The sequence below is a fragment of the uncultured Polaribacter sp. genome (assembly GCF_947497125.1).
GTDB lineage: Bacteria > Bacteroidota > Bacteroidia > Flavobacteriales > Flavobacteriaceae > Polaribacter.
This window is the reverse complement of sequence record NZ_CANMFI010000001.1, coordinates 387,898-405,553: the sequence shown is the minus strand read 5'-3', so window position 1 is coordinate 405,553 and position 17,656 is coordinate 387,898. Positions and strand designations below refer to the sequence as shown.

At 30.8% G+C, this 17,656-nt stretch carries 21 protein-coding genes; 12 read left to right on the top strand and 9 right to left on the bottom strand.

The window, feature by feature from the left end; genetic code table 11:
* Nucleotides 1-39: 39 nt before the first annotated feature.
* The 5 genes from Q0678_RS01895 to Q0678_RS01875 all read right to left on the bottom strand — a co-directional run bounded on the left by Q0678_RS01895 (nt 40) and on the right by Q0678_RS01875 (nt 4,981).
* Nucleotides 40-1,167 (bottom strand): aminotransferase class III-fold pyridoxal phosphate-dependent enzyme, encoded by a 1,128-nt coding sequence (locus Q0678_RS01895; protein ID WP_299053078.1) that lies wholly within the window; start codon nt 1,165-1,167, stop codon nt 40-42.
* A gap of 50 nt (nt 1,168-1,217) precedes the next feature.
* Nucleotides 1,218-2,018 (bottom strand): pyrroline-5-carboxylate reductase, encoded by an 801-nt coding sequence (gene proC, locus Q0678_RS01890; protein ID WP_299053076.1) that lies wholly within the window; start codon nt 2,016-2,018, stop codon nt 1,218-1,220.
* Between the two features lie 132 nt (nt 2,019-2,150).
* The gene (argC, locus tag Q0678_RS01885; RefSeq protein ID WP_299053074.1) at nt 2,151-3,134 is read right to left on the bottom strand and encodes an N-acetyl-gamma-glutamyl-phosphate reductase; all 984 of its coding nucleotides are present in this window, start codon (nt 3,132-3,134) and stop codon (nt 2,151-2,153) included.
* 57 nt (nt 3,135-3,191) lie between these two features.
* On the bottom strand, nt 3,192-4,367 hold the full coding sequence (locus Q0678_RS01880; protein ID WP_299053072.1) for an argininosuccinate synthase domain-containing protein: 1,176 nt from the start codon (nt 4,365-4,367) through the stop codon (nt 3,192-3,194).
* Nucleotides 4,364-4,981 (bottom strand): GNAT family N-acetyltransferase, encoded by a 618-nt coding sequence (locus Q0678_RS01875; RefSeq protein ID WP_299053070.1) that lies wholly within the window; start codon nt 4,979-4,981, stop codon nt 4,364-4,366. The genes Q0678_RS01880 and Q0678_RS01875 overlap by 4 nt, the downstream gene beginning before the upstream one ends.
* 611 nt (nt 4,982-5,592) lie before the next feature.
* Between Q0678_RS01875 and Q0678_RS01870 the strand changes: the two genes are divergently transcribed.
* From Q0678_RS01870 to Q0678_RS01815, 12 genes are all read left to right on the top strand, one after another.
* On the top strand, nt 5,593-6,006 hold the full coding sequence (locus Q0678_RS01870) for a DUF2141 domain-containing protein (RefSeq protein WP_299053068.1): 414 nt from the start codon (nt 5,593-5,595) through the stop codon (nt 6,004-6,006).
* Nucleotides 6,007-6,031: 25 nt separating this feature from the next.
* Nucleotides 6,032-7,393: a 2TM domain-containing protein gene (locus Q0678_RS01865; RefSeq protein WP_299053065.1), complete on the top strand. Its 1,362-nt coding sequence runs from the start codon at nt 6,032-6,034 to the stop codon at nt 7,391-7,393.
* A 1-nt stretch (nt 7,394) separates the two neighbouring features.
* Complete coding sequence (locus tag Q0678_RS01860; RefSeq protein ID WP_299053063.1) at nt 7,395-7,703, top strand: 2TM domain-containing protein; 309 nt, start codon at nt 7,395-7,397, stop codon at nt 7,701-7,703.
* Nucleotides 7,693-8,019: a 2TM domain-containing protein gene (locus tag Q0678_RS01855; RefSeq protein ID WP_299053061.1), complete on the top strand. Its 327-nt coding sequence runs from the start codon at nt 7,693-7,695 to the stop codon at nt 8,017-8,019. The genes Q0678_RS01860 and Q0678_RS01855 overlap by 11 nt, the downstream gene beginning before the upstream one ends.
* 2 nt (nt 8,020-8,021) lie before the next feature.
* Complete coding sequence (locus Q0678_RS01850) at nt 8,022-8,342, top strand: 2TM domain-containing protein (RefSeq protein WP_299053059.1); 321 nt, start codon at nt 8,022-8,024, stop codon at nt 8,340-8,342.
* 5 nt (nt 8,343-8,347) lie between these two features.
* Nucleotides 8,348-8,674: a 2TM domain-containing protein gene (locus Q0678_RS01845; RefSeq protein WP_299053056.1), complete on the top strand. Its 327-nt coding sequence runs from the start codon at nt 8,348-8,350 to the stop codon at nt 8,672-8,674.
* Nucleotides 8,664-8,963, top strand: a complete 300-nt coding sequence (locus Q0678_RS01840; protein WP_299053053.1) for a 2TM domain-containing protein — start codon at nt 8,664-8,666, stop codon at nt 8,961-8,963. The genes Q0678_RS01845 and Q0678_RS01840 overlap by 11 nt, the downstream gene beginning before the upstream one ends.
* 68 nt (nt 8,964-9,031) lie before the next feature.
* Entirely contained in the window at nt 9,032-9,787 is a 756-nt protein-coding gene (locus Q0678_RS01835; RefSeq protein ID WP_299053050.1) for a LytTR family DNA-binding domain-containing protein, read from the top strand.
* Nucleotides 9,788-9,945: 158 nt separating this feature from the next.
* Nucleotides 9,946-10,941, top strand: coding sequence for a bifunctional oligoribonuclease/PAP phosphatase NrnA (locus Q0678_RS01830; RefSeq protein WP_299053047.1), 996 nt, complete (start codon nt 9,946-9,948; stop codon nt 10,939-10,941).
* 71 nt (nt 10,942-11,012) lie between these two features.
* Nucleotides 11,013-12,527 (top strand): helicase HerA-like domain-containing protein, encoded by a 1,515-nt coding sequence (locus Q0678_RS01825; protein ID WP_299053044.1) that lies wholly within the window; start codon nt 11,013-11,015, stop codon nt 12,525-12,527.
* Nucleotides 12,528-12,568: 41 nt separating this feature from the next.
* Entirely contained in the window at nt 12,569-13,135 is a 567-nt protein-coding gene (locus Q0678_RS01820; RefSeq protein WP_299053042.1) for a hypothetical protein, read from the top strand.
* A gap of 97 nt (nt 13,136-13,232) precedes the next feature.
* Nucleotides 13,233-13,604 (top strand): cupin domain-containing protein, encoded by a 372-nt coding sequence (locus Q0678_RS01815; RefSeq protein ID WP_299053039.1) that lies wholly within the window; start codon nt 13,233-13,235, stop codon nt 13,602-13,604.
* Here the strand turns inward: Q0678_RS01815 and Q0678_RS01810 are convergent.
* From Q0678_RS01810 to ffh, 4 genes are read right to left on the bottom strand one after another with little or no spacing between them, the layout of a single operon-like run.
* Entirely contained in the window at nt 13,601-14,302 is a 702-nt protein-coding gene (locus Q0678_RS01810) for a TIGR02206 family membrane protein (RefSeq protein WP_299053036.1), read from the bottom strand. The genes Q0678_RS01815 and Q0678_RS01810 overlap by 4 nt on opposite strands.
* A gap of 27 nt (nt 14,303-14,329) precedes the next feature.
* Nucleotides 14,330-15,244 carry a YitT family protein gene (locus tag Q0678_RS01805; RefSeq protein ID WP_299053034.1) on the bottom strand — a complete coding sequence of 305 codons (915 nt, stop codon included), beginning with the start codon at nt 15,242-15,244 and terminating at the stop codon, nt 14,330-14,332.
* Between the two features lie 3 nt (nt 15,245-15,247).
* Nucleotides 15,248-16,123 (bottom strand): bifunctional methylenetetrahydrofolate dehydrogenase/methenyltetrahydrofolate cyclohydrolase FolD, encoded by an 876-nt coding sequence (gene folD / locus Q0678_RS01800; protein ID WP_299053031.1) that lies wholly within the window; start codon nt 16,121-16,123, stop codon nt 15,248-15,250.
* A 59-nt stretch (nt 16,124-16,182) separates the two neighbouring features.
* Nucleotides 16,183-17,511, bottom strand: a complete 1,329-nt coding sequence (gene ffh / locus Q0678_RS01795) for a signal recognition particle protein (RefSeq protein ID WP_299053029.1) — start codon at nt 17,509-17,511, stop codon at nt 16,183-16,185.
* Nucleotides 17,512-17,656 lie beyond the last annotated feature (145 nt).

Genomic DNA, 17,656 nt, shown 5'->3' with positions numbered 1-17,656 from the left:
TAATACTGTCTTTTTATATGCAGTAGAAAGGTTTGAAAATTAAACTAACTCCTTTGTTAAAGCCTCAAAAAACATATCGATATGTTCTTTTTTTACTGTTAAAGAAGGTAAAATTCGAATCACATTCGGGTTTTTTGCGCTTCCAGTAAATATTTTATGATTGTAAATTAAATTTTTACGAATTTCTGCAATCGGAAAATCAAACTCTAAGCCTAACATTAAACCACGACCTTTCACTTTTTTAAGTTTTGGTAAGTATTTTGCTTTTTCTAAAAAATAGGCAGCAACGTCTTTAACATTATCCATTAATTTTTCTTCTTCAATAACATTTAAAACGGTTAAAGAAGCAATGCAAGCCAAGTGATTTCCACCAAAAGTAGTACCTAACAAACCAAAAGAAGCTTTAATATTAGGGTGAATTAAAATGCCACCAATCGGAAACCCATTTCCCATTCCTTTCGCAATCGGAATGATGTCTGGTGTTACATTGTACTTCTGAAAGGCAAAAAAATCGCCAGTTCTACCAAAACCAGACTGTACTTCATCTGCAATAAAACAAGTGTTGTATTTTTTACACAAAGCATCTGCACCTTCATAAAATGCTGTGGTAGCTTCATCCAATCCGCCAACACCTTGTATGAACTCTATAATAACAGCACATACATCATTTTTTGCCAATGCTTTTTCTAAACCTTCTAAATCACCCAATTCTAAAATTTCTACCTCTTGTTGTGCGTTAATTGGCGCAATAATTTTAGGATTGTCAGTTGCAGCAACTGCGGCAGAAGTTCTACCATGAAAACCATTTTTAAAGGCAACTACCTTTTTCTTATTAGTATGAAAAGAAGCAAGTTTTAAGGCATTTTCGTTGGCTTCTGCACCAGAATTACATAAAAATAATTCGTAGTCTTTACAACCAGAAAGTGCTATTAACTTTTTACTTAAAGTTACCTGTAAAGGATTCTGAATAGAATTGCTATAAAACCCCATTTTTGCTACTTGTTCGCTAATGTTTTTCACATAAGTAGGGTGAGAGTGGCCAATAGAAATTACTGCATGACCGCCATATAAATCTAAATATTTAGTTCCTTTTTCATCAAAAACATAGACATCTGCTGCTTTTACAGGTGTAATATCGAATAATGGATAAACGTTGAATAAACTCATAATATATTTTTTTTGATGCCAAATCAAGTTTGGCATTCACAATACTGTTGTTAAATCTGTTCCTTTTTTAAGTTGCTAATTTTATTGTAAGAAGCAACCATACCTTGTATTAAAGAAGAACTCAATCCTTTGTGTTCCATTTCATTCAAGCCTTCTATAGTACAACCTTTTGGTGTGGTCACTCGGTCTATTTCTTCCTCTGGATGATTGCCGTTTGTAATCAATAAATTCGCAGCACCTTCACTGGTATACATTGCCAATTCTTGTGCCTCTTTCGCATCAAACCCTAATTGAATAGCAGCTTGTGTGGTTGCACGAATCAAGCGCATCCAAAACGCAATTCCGCTTGCACAAACCACAGTTGCAGCTTGCATTTGAGATTCCGGAATCGATAAACAATGCCCCAATCTGTTAAAAATTGCCTCTGCCAATTGTATTCTTTTGGTACCTTGTTGGTTTGCGCACAAGCATGTCATCGATTTTCCTACTGCAATCGCTGTATTTGGCATGGCTCTAATAATAAATGCCTCTGATCCAACAACAGCTTCCATTTGCGGAATTAAAAAACCAGCAATTGTAGAAATTAACACATGTTTTTCTGTTAACAGAGGTTTTATATCACTTAAAATATTCTCGAAATGAGCAGGTTGAACTGCAAATATCAATACATCAGAGTTTTTAACGGCTTCTTTGTTATCGGTTGTTAAAAACACATTTTTGTAGCCTTCAAATTCTGCAATACCACTAATATTTCTTTTGGTTAAATACAAAGAAGTAATTGCATTGTTGGTAATTAAACCCTTGGCGATAGATTTTCCTAAATTTCCGGTTCCTATAATTGCTATTTTCATTTTTTATTTTTTTGGCGTTACCACAAGGGTCGCGCTTTACACTATATCTTTTTATATGTTCTCTTTTACACTGCGTTTAAAGCCACCTATAAAAAGGATGCCGTTTCAATCGCTAACGCAAGCTAGTTACTACTAAAAATAAGTAGCCTTTAATTGTAATCCTTCAGTTTCTTCAAATCCAAACATCAAATTCATGTTCTGTATTGCTTGTCCAGAAGCCCCTTTTAATAAATTATCAATAGTACTTGTAATTAATAATTTATTGCCGTGTTTTTCTAATTGAATGATGCATTTGTTAGTGTTTACCACTTGTTTTAAAAAAATGCTGTCATCAGAAACAACCGTAAAAGCAGCCTCTTTGTAATATGCTTTATATATTTTTTTGGCTTCTTCTAAAGTACCCTCAAACTTTGTATAGGTAGTTGCAAAAATTCCTCTAGAAAAATCGCCTCTGTTTGGCATAAAGTTAATTTCTGAATTAAAATTAGCTTGTAACTGGTGTACGGTTTGGTTAATTTCTCCTAAATGCTGATGATTGAAAGCCTTGTAATGCGAAAAATTATTGTCTCTCCATGTAAAATGCGTCGTTGCAGATAGTGAGGTTCCTGCACCTGTTGCGCCTGTTACTGCATTTATATGCACATCATTAGTTAGCAAACTGTTTGCTGCCAATGGTAAAATTGCCAACTGAAGGGCAGTTGCAAAACAACCCGGATTTGCAATATACTTTGCGTTTACAATAGCTTCTTTGTTTAGTTCTGGCAAACCATATACAAACTCTTTTCCGTCAAAATTTTTATCAGCAGTCAATCTAAAATCATTACTTAAATCAATGATGCTTGTATGTTTAGAAAACGTATTTTTTTCTAAAAAAGCAGTTGAATTTCCATGACCTAAGCACAAGAAAAGTACATCGATCTCTTTGTTTATTTCTGAACTAAAAGACAATTCAGTTTCACCAATTAAATCTTGGTGTACTTTGTATAATTTATTGCCTGCATTAGAAGTGCTATACACAAAATTAATGGTTGTTTTAGAATGGTTTAACAACAAACGTATCAATTCGCCCGCCGTATAACCAGCGCCACCAATAATTCCTACTTGTAAATTTTTCATTTTAATAGTTTTATAGACCTCACAGGTTTTTAAAACCTGTGAGGTCTTTTTCGTAAATTAATTATTTACTTGTCTATAAATTTTATTCTGATTTCCTATAATTTTTATAAATCCTTTCGCATCATCTGCTGTCCAAGCTTTATTTTCTTCACCATACGTACTAAAAGCACTCGACATTAAATCATGGTTAGAAACAATTCCATCCAAAGAAAAATGATACGGTTTTAGAGTTACCACTACTGTGCCCGAAACCATTTTTTGAGAACTCTGTAAAAAAGCTTCTGTATCTCTCATAACCGGATCTAAATATTGCCCTTCATGCAGATGCATCCCATAAAAACTTGCTAAATATTCTTTGTGTTGCAACTGCCATTTGGTTAGTGTGTGTTTTTCTAACAAATGATGTGCTTTAATAGTAATTAACGCAGCAGCAGCCTCAAAACCAACTCTTCCTTTGGTACCAACAATAGTATCTCCAACATGAATATCTCTACCAATGGCATATTTAGAAGCAATGGTATTTAAGTTTTCGATATTTATTTCTGGCTTGTTTTCTTGTCCGTTAAAAGCAATAAATTCTCCATTTTTAAATGTCAAACTTACCTTTTCTTCACTTTGCTTTTCTAATTGAGACGGATAAGCTTCATTAGGCAATGGTTTTTCAGATTTTAGTGTTTCTACACCACCTACAGAAGTTCCCCAAAGACCTTTGTTAACAGAGTACTTAGATTTTTCCCAAGGCATATCTATTCCTTCAGATTTTAAATAATCTATTTCTTCTTGTCTGGTAAGTTTTTGATCTCTAATAGGAGTAATAATCTTAATATTTGGCGCCAAAGTTTGAAAAATCATATCAAAACGAACTTGGTCATTTCCTGCACCTGTACTTCCGTGTGCAATATATTCGGCATCAATACTTTTGGCATATTCTATAATTTCAATGGCTTGAATTATACGTTCTGCACTTACAGAAAGCGGGTATGTGCTGTTTTTTAATACATTTCCGAAAATTAAATATTTTACTACTTTGTTATAGAATGTAGCAACTGCATCAATATTTTTATAAGTAGTAACGCCCATTTTATAAGCATTGCTTTCTATATTTTTAATTTCATCAGTTGTAAAACCGCCAGTATTTACACTTACAGCATGTACATCATATTCTTTACTAAGGCTAACGGCACAATACGAAGTATCTAAACCACCACTGTAAGCAATTACTAATTTTTTCATTTTTTATCTTTTTTTAAAAACAAGTTCTGTTTGATGTTTTTTAATCTTTTAAATACGTTTTCTTTTACTTCTTTTGAAGCTGTTTTGTTATTGTTCTTTGGATCGAACAACATACCTGTACACAAGCACATTTTTTGCTCTGTTCTTGTTAAAACATCGTAATTTTTACAGGTTTGGCAACCTTTCCAAAAGGACTGATCGTCTGTAAGTTCAGAGAAAGTTACAGGTTTGTAGCCTAAATCGCTATTTAGTTTCATTACCGCTAAACCTGTAGTTATGCTAAATACTTTAGCATCCGGAAACTTGGTTCTAGAGTGTTTAAAAATGACTTCTTTAATTTGTTTTGCCAAACCAAGATTTCTAAAATCTGGATGCACAATTAACCCAGAATTGGCTACAAATTTTCCGTGTCCCCAAGCTTCTATATAACAGAAACCAGCAAATTTATCGCCCTCTAAAGCAATTACAGCATTGCCGTTTTCCATTTTAGCAGCCACATATTCTGGCTCTCTTTTAGCGATTCCTGTGCCTCTTACTTGAGCGGCTTCTGCGATTGTTTTGCAAATAATATCTGCATACACAATATGCGATTTGTTAGCAATTACAATTTCCATTGCATTGATATTTTAAGTTTTAATGTATATTTTTTGATTTTGAAAAGCGGAACTGGACTCACCTAATTCCATAATTTAAAGAACACCCAAAGGGCGAGGCGTATAAAAGCGGCGTAAAGGAGTGCTATTATTTATTGAAATAATAGTGTTTGATTGGCTTTTAAAATTTGTTGAATTGTGAGTATACATGATAAAAAATAAAAATTAGGTTCCGTTTAATGCTGAATTTTAGAATTAGCGAGTTGTGTTGCGAGAGCGCAACCTGGGAGCCGTAATTAATAAGTTATTTTTAATTGTAAACATGTTGTAAATGTATATCTTTTTTTTAATTGATAGTTTAAATTCAATCTTTTTTTTGAATTTTTATCAATTTGATAAAAAAATATCTTTTTGAATGTTAATTTCTTAGTTTGGTATTCTTATTTATAGATAAATTTATTAAAGTTGGTTTCTAAAAATGCTGATATTGACAGAATAAGATACTGTAGAATGCCTTATTTTACTTAAAAATACAATTCATCATATAAAAAGAACAGTTGGGTATGCTTTTGTTTTATCTCTTTAAATACTGTTACATATTTGTGGCATATTAATTATTAAAACGAAAACAGATGAAAATTTTAATCACAATTTTGACGACATTCTTACTATTCATCACAAATTTAATCTTTGCCCAACAAAGTAGTATTACAGTTACTGTTCAAAATATGAACTCAGATGACGGTAAAGTAGGGTTTGCGTTGTATCAGAAAGATAATTTTATGGGAATACCTGTTCAGGCAAAAGAAGGAAAAATTACAAACGGCAAAACAGAAGTAATTTTTGAGAATGTGCCTTCTGGAGTTTATGCAATTACTTGTTATCATGATAAAAATAATAATGGTCAACTAGATTTTGCATCCAACGGAATGCCTTTAGAAGATTATGGCGCAAGTAATAATGACATGTCTTTTGGACCTCCTAGATTTGAAGCGGCTAAATTTATCCTGGATGAAAACAACCTAAATTTAGAGATTAAGTTTTAACTTTAGCATTTTAAGCAAAATACCAATGAAAGACAACGAAGTTTATACCATAAAAAATCTTAAGCAAGCCATAGTTCTTTGTTTAAAAATTACAGCTGCTTTTGGATTGTTTTTTTCAATCATATTTGGAGACTTTACTCTAAAAAGTATTTTATGGTCTATGGGTGTTTCTGCTATTTATACTTTTGGAATTGGTTTTGGTAACGGATTTATAAACAAATTTTTATCGATGCGTTGGAGTTGGATAACTCAAACAAACCAGCGAGTTTGGGCGGGTATCATTGCAACTGTTTTGTATACTGTTCCTGTAGTTTTAGGGATTAATTATATTGTTTTTATACTTATTAATGGTAATGATGCAAGTTTGTTTTTTAAAGGGAATTTTATTTGGATACATCTATTTTACATCATTCTTTCTTTAGGAATTTCTACTTTTTTGCATGCCAAAGGATTTATGCAAAATTGGAAAGCTGCCATGACTTCAGAAACTACAAAGCAAGAAATTGTAGCAAAAACAGAAACGGCAAAGTTCGAGTCTTTAAAAAATCAATTAGACCCACATTTTTTGTTTAATAGTTTGAATGTTTTGACCAGTTTAATTGGCGAAAATCCGAAGCAAGCAGAGCGTTTTACAACCAAATTGTCTAAAATATATCGGTATGTTTTAGAGCAAAGAAACAAAGAATTAATTCCGTTAGAAGAAGAATTAAAATTTGCAAATGCTTATATGGATTTATTAGCAATGCGTTTTGAGGAAGCTGTAAAATTTACAATTCCGGATACAGTTTCTAATTCAGAATTAAAAATAGTACCACTTTCGTTACAATTATTATTAGAAAATGCAGTAAAACACAATGTAGTTTCAACTACTAAGCCTTTAGAAATACATATTTTCGAGAAGGATGGTTATGTGCATATTCAGAACAATATCAATCCAAAAGAAGTTTTGGGTAAAAGCACCAAAGTTGGTTTGCGAAATATTGCAGATCGCTATGGTTTATTAACAAATAAGAACGTTTTAATAGAAAACAATCATCAACTATTTACAGTGAGTTTACCACTGTTGCAAAAAACACAACACATGATTCATACAGACAATTTAGAAAACAGCAAATACATTAGAGCAGTAGAAAGGGTTCAAAAACTAAAAGAATTTTATCAGAATTTAGTATCATTCTGTTTGGTAATTCCTTTCTTAATATTTATCAATTTAAGATTTTCTCCAGGGTTTCACTGGTTTTGGTTTCCAATTTTCGGATGGGGAATAGGATTGACTTTTCACTTTTTAGAAGTTAATAATTACAATATTTTCTTAGGAAATGATTGGGAAGAAAAGCAGATTAAAAAAATGATGGAAGAAAATAACAAAAACAATAGATACAACTAATATGGAACCTAATTATAATAAAGAAGATCAAGATTATAAAGCAGCAAAATCTCGTGTAAAACAGATAAAAGCATTTTATACACATGCCACCGTTTATTGTATTATAATACCTACAATTATTTTTATGAATCTAAGATTTGAACCTCATTTTCATTGGTTTTGGTTTTCTACTATTGGCTGGGGAATAGGCCTTGGAGTGCATTGGTTTAATACTTTCGGGTTTAGAAAACTTGGGTATGGAAAAGATTGGGAAGAGAAAAAGATTCAGGAAATAATGCAACAAAATAAAAACAATTACAATGGAAAATAATTTTTTAAAAGAACAAGAATATATTCGAGCAAAAAAGAAAGTAAAAGAGATGAAAGCATTTTACATACATTTAATTGTGTATGTTTTGGTAAATATTTTTTTAAGCGGAATTATCATCTTTGGATTAACTCAAAGCGGAGAAACTTTGGCTGAAGCCACCAGCAATTTCGGTGTGTATTCTACTTGGATATTCTGGGGCATAGGTTTGTTTTTCCATTGGTTAAATGTTTTTGGCTTTGGATCTATAATTAGCAAAGATTGGGAAGCCAAGAAAATTAAAGAAATTATGGAAAAAGACAAACAAACCAATAATTAATTATGGAATCGATAGATAATTACAACGAACATCAAAGCTATCTTTTGGCCAAAAAAAGAGTGGACGAATTGAAAAAATATTACATTCATTTGGCAATTTATATGGTTGTAAATAGTATTATATTTTCTTTTAAAGTATACAATAACCTTCAAGATGGAGCGTCTTTAAAAGAAGCATTTACCAATTATTTTAATTATATAACTCCGTTTTTCTGGGGAATTTTCTTATTGTCTCACACATTTAAAACATTTGGGTTAAACTTGTTTTTAGGAGACAATTGGGAACAAAGAAAAGTGGAAAAATATATGAATAAAAACAACTAATTTCTATGGACAAGAACAACTATTTAGAAATCGAAAAACAAGTAAAAAGAATTCGGAAGTTTTACAATCATTTACAAATATTTGTAATAATGATGCTTGTACTTATTCTTTTTTCTGATGTTATTATGAACTTCTTTTCCGAAAGAATATCAAACTCAAATGCACTGTATTGGATTGAATTAAATATATGGATCAATGCTGGTATTTGGCTGTTTGTTATACTAATTCAAGGTTTAATTGCCTACAAATATAAATTTGGTTTTGTAAAGAATTGGGAACAAAACAAAATTGAAGCTTATATCAATAAAAAAGACAAAAAAGATGCACACTGAAGAAGAAAGATTAGCGAAAGCAAGAAAAAGAGTAACTGAGTTGAAAAAGTTTTATAAACACTTTTTTGCATATATTATTGTGAACTTAATTTTTATTGGAAGAAGAATTTATAAAGACATTTATAGAGGAGACACAGTAATTGAAGCTGTAACAGATATTACAAACTATAAGTTTTTCTTTTGGTGGGGAGTTGGTTTAATAATTCATGCAATTATAGTTTTTGGAGCACCAAGACTAGTAAGCAAAGATTGGGAAGCTAAAAAGATTGAAGAATTAATGAAAAAGTAGTGGGTTTATTTTAAAGCTTTAAATTGATAAAAAGACTTAAAATAAATCCATCTAAAAAAAATAAAAGGATGAACGTATTAATTATAGAAGACGAAAAACCCGCAGCAAGAAGATTAAACAGAATGTTAGGTGCTTTAAACATAGAAGTACAGCAGATGCTGCATTCTGTAGAAGAGTCTTTAAGCTGGCTGCAAAATAATAAACATCCAGATTTAATATTTTTAGACATTCAGCTTTCAGACGGATTGTCTTTTGAGATTTTTGAAGAAATTGAGGTAAAATCTGCCATTATTTTTACCACAGCTTATGATGAATATGCGTTAAAAGCTTTTAAACTAAATAGTATCGATTATTTATTAAAACCTTTAGACGAAGACGAATTAAAAGTTGCTGTAAATAAATTTAAAGAACATCAACCCAAAATATCGAATGTACAAGTAGATTTAAATGCCATAAGAAAACTACTGATAAACCCTGTTGATAGAAAATTTAAAAAACGACTAACTATTAAAGTTGGGCAGCATATAAAAATTATTAATTTAGAAGATGTTGCTTGTTTTTATAGCGAAAATAAAGCGACATATATTCATACATTAGAAAATAGAAACCATCTTTTAGACCATTCTTTAGAACATTGGCAAGAACAATTAGATCCTGCTCATTTTTACAGGGTCAATAGAACTTTTATTGTTCATATAAGCGCTATTAAAGACATTATTTCTTATACAAACTCTCGTTTAAAATTGATATTACATTCCTTTTCTGAACAAGAAATTATAGTAAGTAGAGAACGTGTAAAAGATTTTAAAGCTTGGATTGAGTAATATTTTGTTTTAAACTATCGAGAATTCGTATGTTTTTTGTTTGATGATTTTAAAGGTAAAAAATACAGTTACTTTCTTTTTCTACTCAATAATAAAGCTAACTTCGCAGCTTTAAAAAAATAGAATTGCAAAAATACTAGCAGTAGAAAAAACAGTACATGAATATTTACAAACAAATAGTAACAGAAATATTAGCAGCTTCTCATATTGTAATTACAGCACATAAATCTGCAGACGGAGACTCTGTAGGCTCTTCTTTGGGCTTACTTAATTTTATAGAGAAATTAGGGAAAAAAGCAGTAGTATGTCATCCAGATAAAGCACCCGATTTTTTATATTTTTTTGACAGTTCTGCCATTCTTTTAATGGATGAAAATCCAGAAGAAGTAACCTTACAAATGCAAAAAGCAGATTTAATATTTTGTTTAGATTACAATGCTACCTACCGATTAGGAGAAGAAATGCAAGTTTTGTTAGAAGCAGCAAGTTGTAAGAAAATTATGATAGATCATCATTTAAATCCTGAAGAGTTTCCAACATTAACACTTTCAGAAACGACCGCTTCATCTACATCGCAATTAATTGTAGATTTAATTGAGCATTCGGGTAATTTAGCTTTGTTAGATGAAAAAATTGGCAAGCCTTTATACTTAGGTATTTTAACAGATACGGGTAGTTTTAGATTTAATTCTGTTAAACCAAGAACGCATGAAGTTTTAGCAAAAATTTTGGCAGCAGGTGTTCAGCACCACTTAATTCATGAGCAATTAAGCGATAATAATACAGAATCTCGTTTGCGATTGCAAGGCTACGCTATGAGCGAAAAATTAGAAATTTTGTATGAAAATAAAGTTGGTATTATTTCTTTATCAAAAGAAGAATTAGCAAAATTTAAGTATGTAAAAGGAGACACAGACAGTTTGGCAAATACTATTTTGTCTATCAGAGACATGAAAGTTGCAATTGTATTTACAGAAAGAGATGGTATTATGAAAATTTCTTTTAGGTCTAAAGGTGCAGAAAACCCTGTAAACGTTTTAGCCAAAGAACATTTTAATGGTGGTGGTCATGCAAATGCTTCTGGCGGAATGAGTGATTTATCTGTCATAGAAACATTAGAAAAAATAAAAAGATTAATTCCGTTATATTTTTAAAATCAAACAAATTCTATAAATAATTTTTAAACCATAAAACTTTGATTATTTTTATCAAAAAATAGCCATTTATGAATCAATCTGATGTGTTTTTAGAATATATTAAGCAAGGATACAAAACCAAAGGAGATTATATTGCTTTGGGAGCCGCAATGTTAGGCGAAGAAACCATTACAGACGCTATTGTAAAAATACCTTTAAAAACACTAAACAGACATGGTTTAATTGCAGGAGCAACCGGTACAGGAAAAACCAAAACATTACAAGTTTTAGCAGAAAATTTATCTGAAAAAGGAGTGCCTGTTTTGTTAATGGATATTAAAGGAGATTTGTCTGGTTTAGCAGCAGCAAGCCCAGGACACCCAAAAATTGATGAAAGACATGCTAAAATTGGGTTGCCTTTTAATGCTAAGAAATTTCCGATAGAAGTACTTACAATTTCTGAACAAGAGGGCACAAAAATGCGAGCTACTGTATCAGAATTTGGACCAGTTTTATTATCAAGAATTTTAGATTTATCGGAAACACAAAGTGGTATTGTCGCTATTATTTTTAAATATTGCGACGATAATAAATTACCTCTTTTAGATATTAAAGACTTTAAAAAAGTCTTACATTTTGTAACTAATGAAGGTAAAGAAGAAATTCAAAATGAATATGGGCGAATTTCAACCGCTTCTACAGGAGCTATACTCCGTAAAATTATAGAGATAGAACAACAAGGAGGCGATTTGTTTTTTGGTGAAAAATCTTTTGATGTTGAAGATTTAACTCGCGTAGATGAAAACGGACGCGGAATTATTTCTGTATTAAGGTTAACAGACATACAAGACAAACCAAAGTTGTTTTCTACGTTTATGCTACAGTTGTTAGCAGAAGTTTATGAAACTTTTCCAGAGCAGGGAGATAGCGACTCGCCAGAGTTAATTATTTTTATAGATGAAGCTCATTTGGTTTTTGAAGAAGCCTCTAAAGCCTTATTAAATCAGATAGAAAGTATTGTAAAGTTAATACGTTCTAAAGGAATAGGATTGTATTTTGTAACACAGAATCCAAAAGATGTGCCAGAAGATATTTTAGCACAATTGGGACTTAAAATTCAGCATGCATTAAGAGCTTTTACCGCAAAAGATAGAAAAGCAATTAAATTAGCAGCCGAAAATTATCCAATATCCGATTATTACGATACTAAAGAAGTATTAACAAAGTTAGGTATCGGAGAAGCATTTGTTTCTGTTTTAAATGAAAAAGGAATTCCGACTCCTTTGGCAAGAACAATGTTGCGAGCGCCAATGAGTCGTATGGATATTTTATCAAAAGAAGAATTAAAAAATGTGATACAAAATTCTAGACTGTATTATAAATATCACGAAAATTTAGATAGAGATAGTGCTTACGAATTGCTAAATAAAAAAATAGAAAAAATTAATACCGAAGCAGCTCAAGAAGCCAAAGAAAACAACCAAGAAAAAAGGGCAAAAACTACTTCTAGAACTAGTACCAGACAAAACCCAATAATAAAAGTATTAACAAGTGCTACGTTTATTAGAGCAGCATTCGGAATCTTAAAAAAAGTATTAAAATAAAAATTAAATTAAACGTTTATAAAACGAGCAAACCTAAAAGTATGATTAAAAAGAGCATAGTACCATTTGTAGCATTCGCATTTATTACAATTTTAAGTAGCTGTAACAGCAACAGTAAATTTAAAATTGAAAAAGGAAAAGTTGGTCATATTACTACGAAAACAACCATACAAGAGTTAAATAATATTTTTAAAAACGACTCTATTGTTAAAAATTTAAGTGAAGGTGCACAAGGCGATGATTATTTTCAAGAAGATGATCAATACTATATTTTTGAAAAAGGAGGGAAGTTGCTATTAACTATTTTGCCAAAAGAACAATTAGATTCTACATCAACCATCAAGAGTATCGAAATTAACGACGCACGTTTTCAGACAGAAACAGGGATCAATATCAATTCTAATTATTCAGAAATTAATGCGAGTAATCAAATTAATAAAATAGAGCGCACATTTGCATCTGCAACTCTCTTTTTAGATAATTTAAACAGCACAATTACGATCGATAATGAAGAGTTGGGGTTAAAAGAATTTAATACCCAAAAAGTAACAAAAGAGCAAATTCCTGATTTAGCTAAAATGAAAACCTTTATCGTTTGGTTTAACTAGGGCAAATTGTGCAAAAAAGCACAACCGCGCTTTCCACTGTATCTTTTTTCAGAAAAAGAAAAAAGGATGTCGTTTCAATCGCTTTTGCAAAACAACTATGATGAAAAAAAAATATACCATTCAAAAATCTCCATTTGTTGTACCAACAACAGACGGTAAGTTAATTGAAGAACATTTTGGCAATGCTACAAATAACAATAAAGAGGTAAGTATTGCTCATATGTTTGCACCAGCAGGTTGGAGTGAACCCTACCAAACGCCAGAATTCGATGAGTACACTTATATTATCAAAGGTAAAAAACAGTTTATAATAGACGGAGAAACCATTGTCTTAGAAGCAGGACAATCTATAAAAATAGAAAAAAATACTCGTGTTCAATATTCGAACCCTTTTGCAGATAAATGCGAATATATTGCAATTTGTTTGCCTGCTTTTTCTATGGATTTGGTAAATAGAGAAGAGGATTAAGCTCTTTTTCTTGTCAAGTAAAACGGTAGGTATAATATTAAAAAATACGGAATTACAATTAATTCTACTACAAAAACATACTGAGGCCAATTGCCAAAAACATCTAATAAAGTGGTGGCATCTGGTTTTCTGTTTGTGTAAAAATAGTTAGATTCTAAAAAATAATTTAGCACAAACATTAGTAGCATGTATGCTTGCATACCTAAAAAAGACTTAAAAACAGTTTTTAAGGTAGGTTTCATTTTATATATAAATGTTGCAAATAATATAAATATAACAAGGCCAGCATGCACAAACCAATATCTAAAAAAAGGAAAATTTAAAAAGTTTAATTCGTCTGGTGTAATTAAAGATTGCATAGTGCCACCTAAAATTAAGAACAAAAATATTTCGTAGTATAGATACTTTCTAGTAACAGATAAAACAGGAATTATAAGTGCTAAAAAACTACATAAATGCAAAGGTAAATCTTCTTTGTAATTAAAATTGCCTTTGTAGTAGTGTAATAATGTTCCGAAAATAACAGTGAAAGAAATCGAAAAAGCAAAGATATTTCCTATTTCATGCTGTGTTTTTATTTTTTGTCTTTTTGTGAAGTAAATTAAACAAGTACCAGCAAGAATAAAAAATAGAATAACCAATAAATGCTGCAAGGTAAAAGGAGTAAAGTTGCTATTTTCTTTTAAGAAAAAATCCATTTATTATTTATTTAAGATATCAAGAATTTATATTTTTTTTGTAATTTTAGATTTAGAAACAGCTAGTTTCCGATTCTTTTTTTTATCGATATAATGTCTTAAAACACCGCCTCTAATATTGTTTACATCAAACTCTACAATAAAAGCTTCTTTGTCAATATAATGAACAACTCGATACATTTTTTTAATATCAATTCTGTTAATGATAGAATGTATAATGTCAAAATCTTCTATTTTACCATTGTTACCAAAACCAGAAGAGCCTTTGTAAATGGTTAAACCAACACCTAATTCTTCTAAAATAGCCTTTTTAATAAGATCATTTTTTTTAGAAACAATAGTTATTCCAATAAAGTCTTCGAAACCCTCTATTACAGTATCGGTAACTTTCGCAGTAATTATGTAGGTTAAAATAGAGTATAAAGCAACTTCTAAAGATATTACAAAAGAGGTAATACCAAATAATATAATATTAAAAAGGAGCACTATTTTACCAATACTAATACCAAACTTATCGTTTAAATAAATTCCTAAAATTTCTGAACCATCTAAAACAGCACCATTTCTAATTGCAATACCAATACCGGCACCAACGAGCAAACCACCAAAAATTGAAATTAATAATTTATCGTTTGTAATGGTCTGAAAATTCTCGAAATGAATAAATATAGCTAAGCCTACAATACTTATTATCGATTTTATAACGATTCTTTTTGAAACAGTAAAATATCCTAAAATTAAAAATGGAATGCTAAATAAAACGAGTAGTAAAGATATGTTTATTGATACCTGAGTTTTTACCAACAGGGCAATACCAGTTACACCACCATCTAAAAAACCATTTGGCAATAAAAATGCTTTCAATCCTAAACTAGCTAAAACAATACCTATAAATATTTGAAAATATTCTGATAAGTTAGTTTTTAGTGTTCTTAGATGCATTTTTTAGTTATTTCTTTGACAAGCTAATAAGGTGTTTTTTAAAAGCATTGCAATTGTCATTGGACCTACACCACCAGGTACAGGAGTAATAAAATCAGATTTTTGGGCTACTTCATTAAAAGCAACATCACCTACTAGTCTATATCCGTTTTTCTTAGATGGGTCTGCCAATCGAGTAATACCAACATCTATTACAGTTACATTGTCTTTTACCATATCTGCTTTTAAAAATTCTGGTATTCCAATGGCTGCAATTACAATATCTGCTTGTAAAGTTATTTCTTTTAAGTTTTTTGTTCTACTATGACACATAGTTACTGTAGCATTACCAACTTTTCTTTTTTGAGATAATAAAATACTCATTGGGCTTCCTACAATATGACTTCTACCTAAAACAACAACATGTTTTCCTGAAGTTTCTACTTGATACCTTTCAAGTAATTCTAAAATACCAAATGGAGTTGCAGAAATAAAAGTTGGCAAATTTAAAGCCATTTTTCCAACATTTGTTGGGTGAAAACCATCAACATCTTTGTTAGGATCTACTGCCATTAATATCTTTTGCTCATCAATGTGTTTTGGTAGTGGTAATTGTACTATAAAACCGTCAATGTCTTTATCAATATTTAGTATTGCAATTTCATTTAATAAATCTTCTTCAGAAGTGTTTTCTGGTAATCTTATTAAAGTAGATTCAAATCCAACACGCTCGCAAGCTTTTACTTTTGCGTTTACATAAGTTATACTGGCACCATTATTACCAACAATTATAGCGGCTAAATGTGGTGTTTTATTTCCTCTATCTTTTAACTCTCTTACTTCTAAAGCAATTTCTTCTTTAATTTCAGCAGCTGTTTTTTTACCGTCTAATAATGTCATTTGTGTTGTGTTGTTGAACTTAATTTGTTATTTTAAGTTATATTTTTAAACTAAATTACTTATTTCATTCCCTGCATCATTTGCATCATCTTTTTTCCGCCGCCACCTTGCATCATCTTCATCATTTTACTCATTTGATTGAACTGTTTCATCAACTGATTTACTTCTTGTATGCTAGTACCAGAACCTTTTGCAATTCTTTTCTTTCTACTTGCATTTATTGTAGTTGGTTTTGTTCTTTCTGTTGGAGTCATCGAATGAATAATAGCTTCAATTCCTTTAAAAGCATCATCATCAATGTCTACATCTTTCATTGCTTTACCAGCACCAGGAATCATACCTACTAAGTCTTTCATGCTTCCCATCTTCTTGATTTGCTGAATTTGATTTAAAAAGTCATCAAAACCAAACTGATTTTTAGCTATTTTTTTCTGTAATTTTCTGGCTTCTTTTTCATCGTATTGATCTTGAGCTCTTTCAACTAAAGAAACAACATCTCCCATTCCTAAAATACGATCTGCCATACGATCTGGATGAAATACATCAATCGCATCCATTTTTTCTCCTGTACCAATAAATTTTATTGGTTTGTCTACCACAGATTTAATTGATAACGCGGCACCACCTCGAGTATCACCATCTAATTTGGTTAATACTACACCATCAAAATTTAAAATATCATTAAACGACTTAGCAGTATTTACAGCATCTTGCCCCGTCATAGAATCTACTACAAACAAGGTTTCTTGTGGAGTAATGGCTTTGTGAATATTCGCTATTTCTGTCATCATTTCTTGATCTACAGCCAAACGACCAGCAGTATCAATAATAACTACATTTTTACCATTAGCTTTTGCATGTTGTATTGCATTTACAGAAATTTCTACAGGATTGTTATTGCCAACTTCAGCATATACTTCTACACCAATTTGCTCTCCGACAACTTGTAACTGATTAATAGCGGCTGGTCTGTAAACATCACAACCAACTAAAAGTACTTGTTTTGCTTTTTTATCTTTAAGATAATTTGCTAATTTACCCGAAAAAGTAGTTTTACCAGAACCTTGTAAACCAGACATTAAAATTACCGTTGGAGATCCGGTAAGGTTTACCCCAACAGTTTCACCACCCATTAAATCAGTCAATTCATCTTTAACTAATTTAACCATTAATTGCCCTGGGTTTAAAGTTGTTAAAACATCTTGACCAATGGCTTTTGTTTGTACCCTTTTTGTAAATTCTTTGGCTATTTTAAAGTTTACATCGGCGTCTAATAATGCTCTTCTAACTTCTTTTAAAGTTTCCGCTACATTAACCTCTGTAATTTTACCATGCCCTTTTAAGGTGTGTAAGGCTTTATCTAATTTTTCGCTTAAATTATTAAACATAATTTGTCTTCTTTTTTAGGAAACACAAATATAATAATTAGAGACGATTTGTTAACAAATATGTAGGTTTTTTTATGAATACATAATCTTTAAAGCTTAAGAATGATTACTTAAAAAAGGAATGGTAAATAAATTATTATACCCT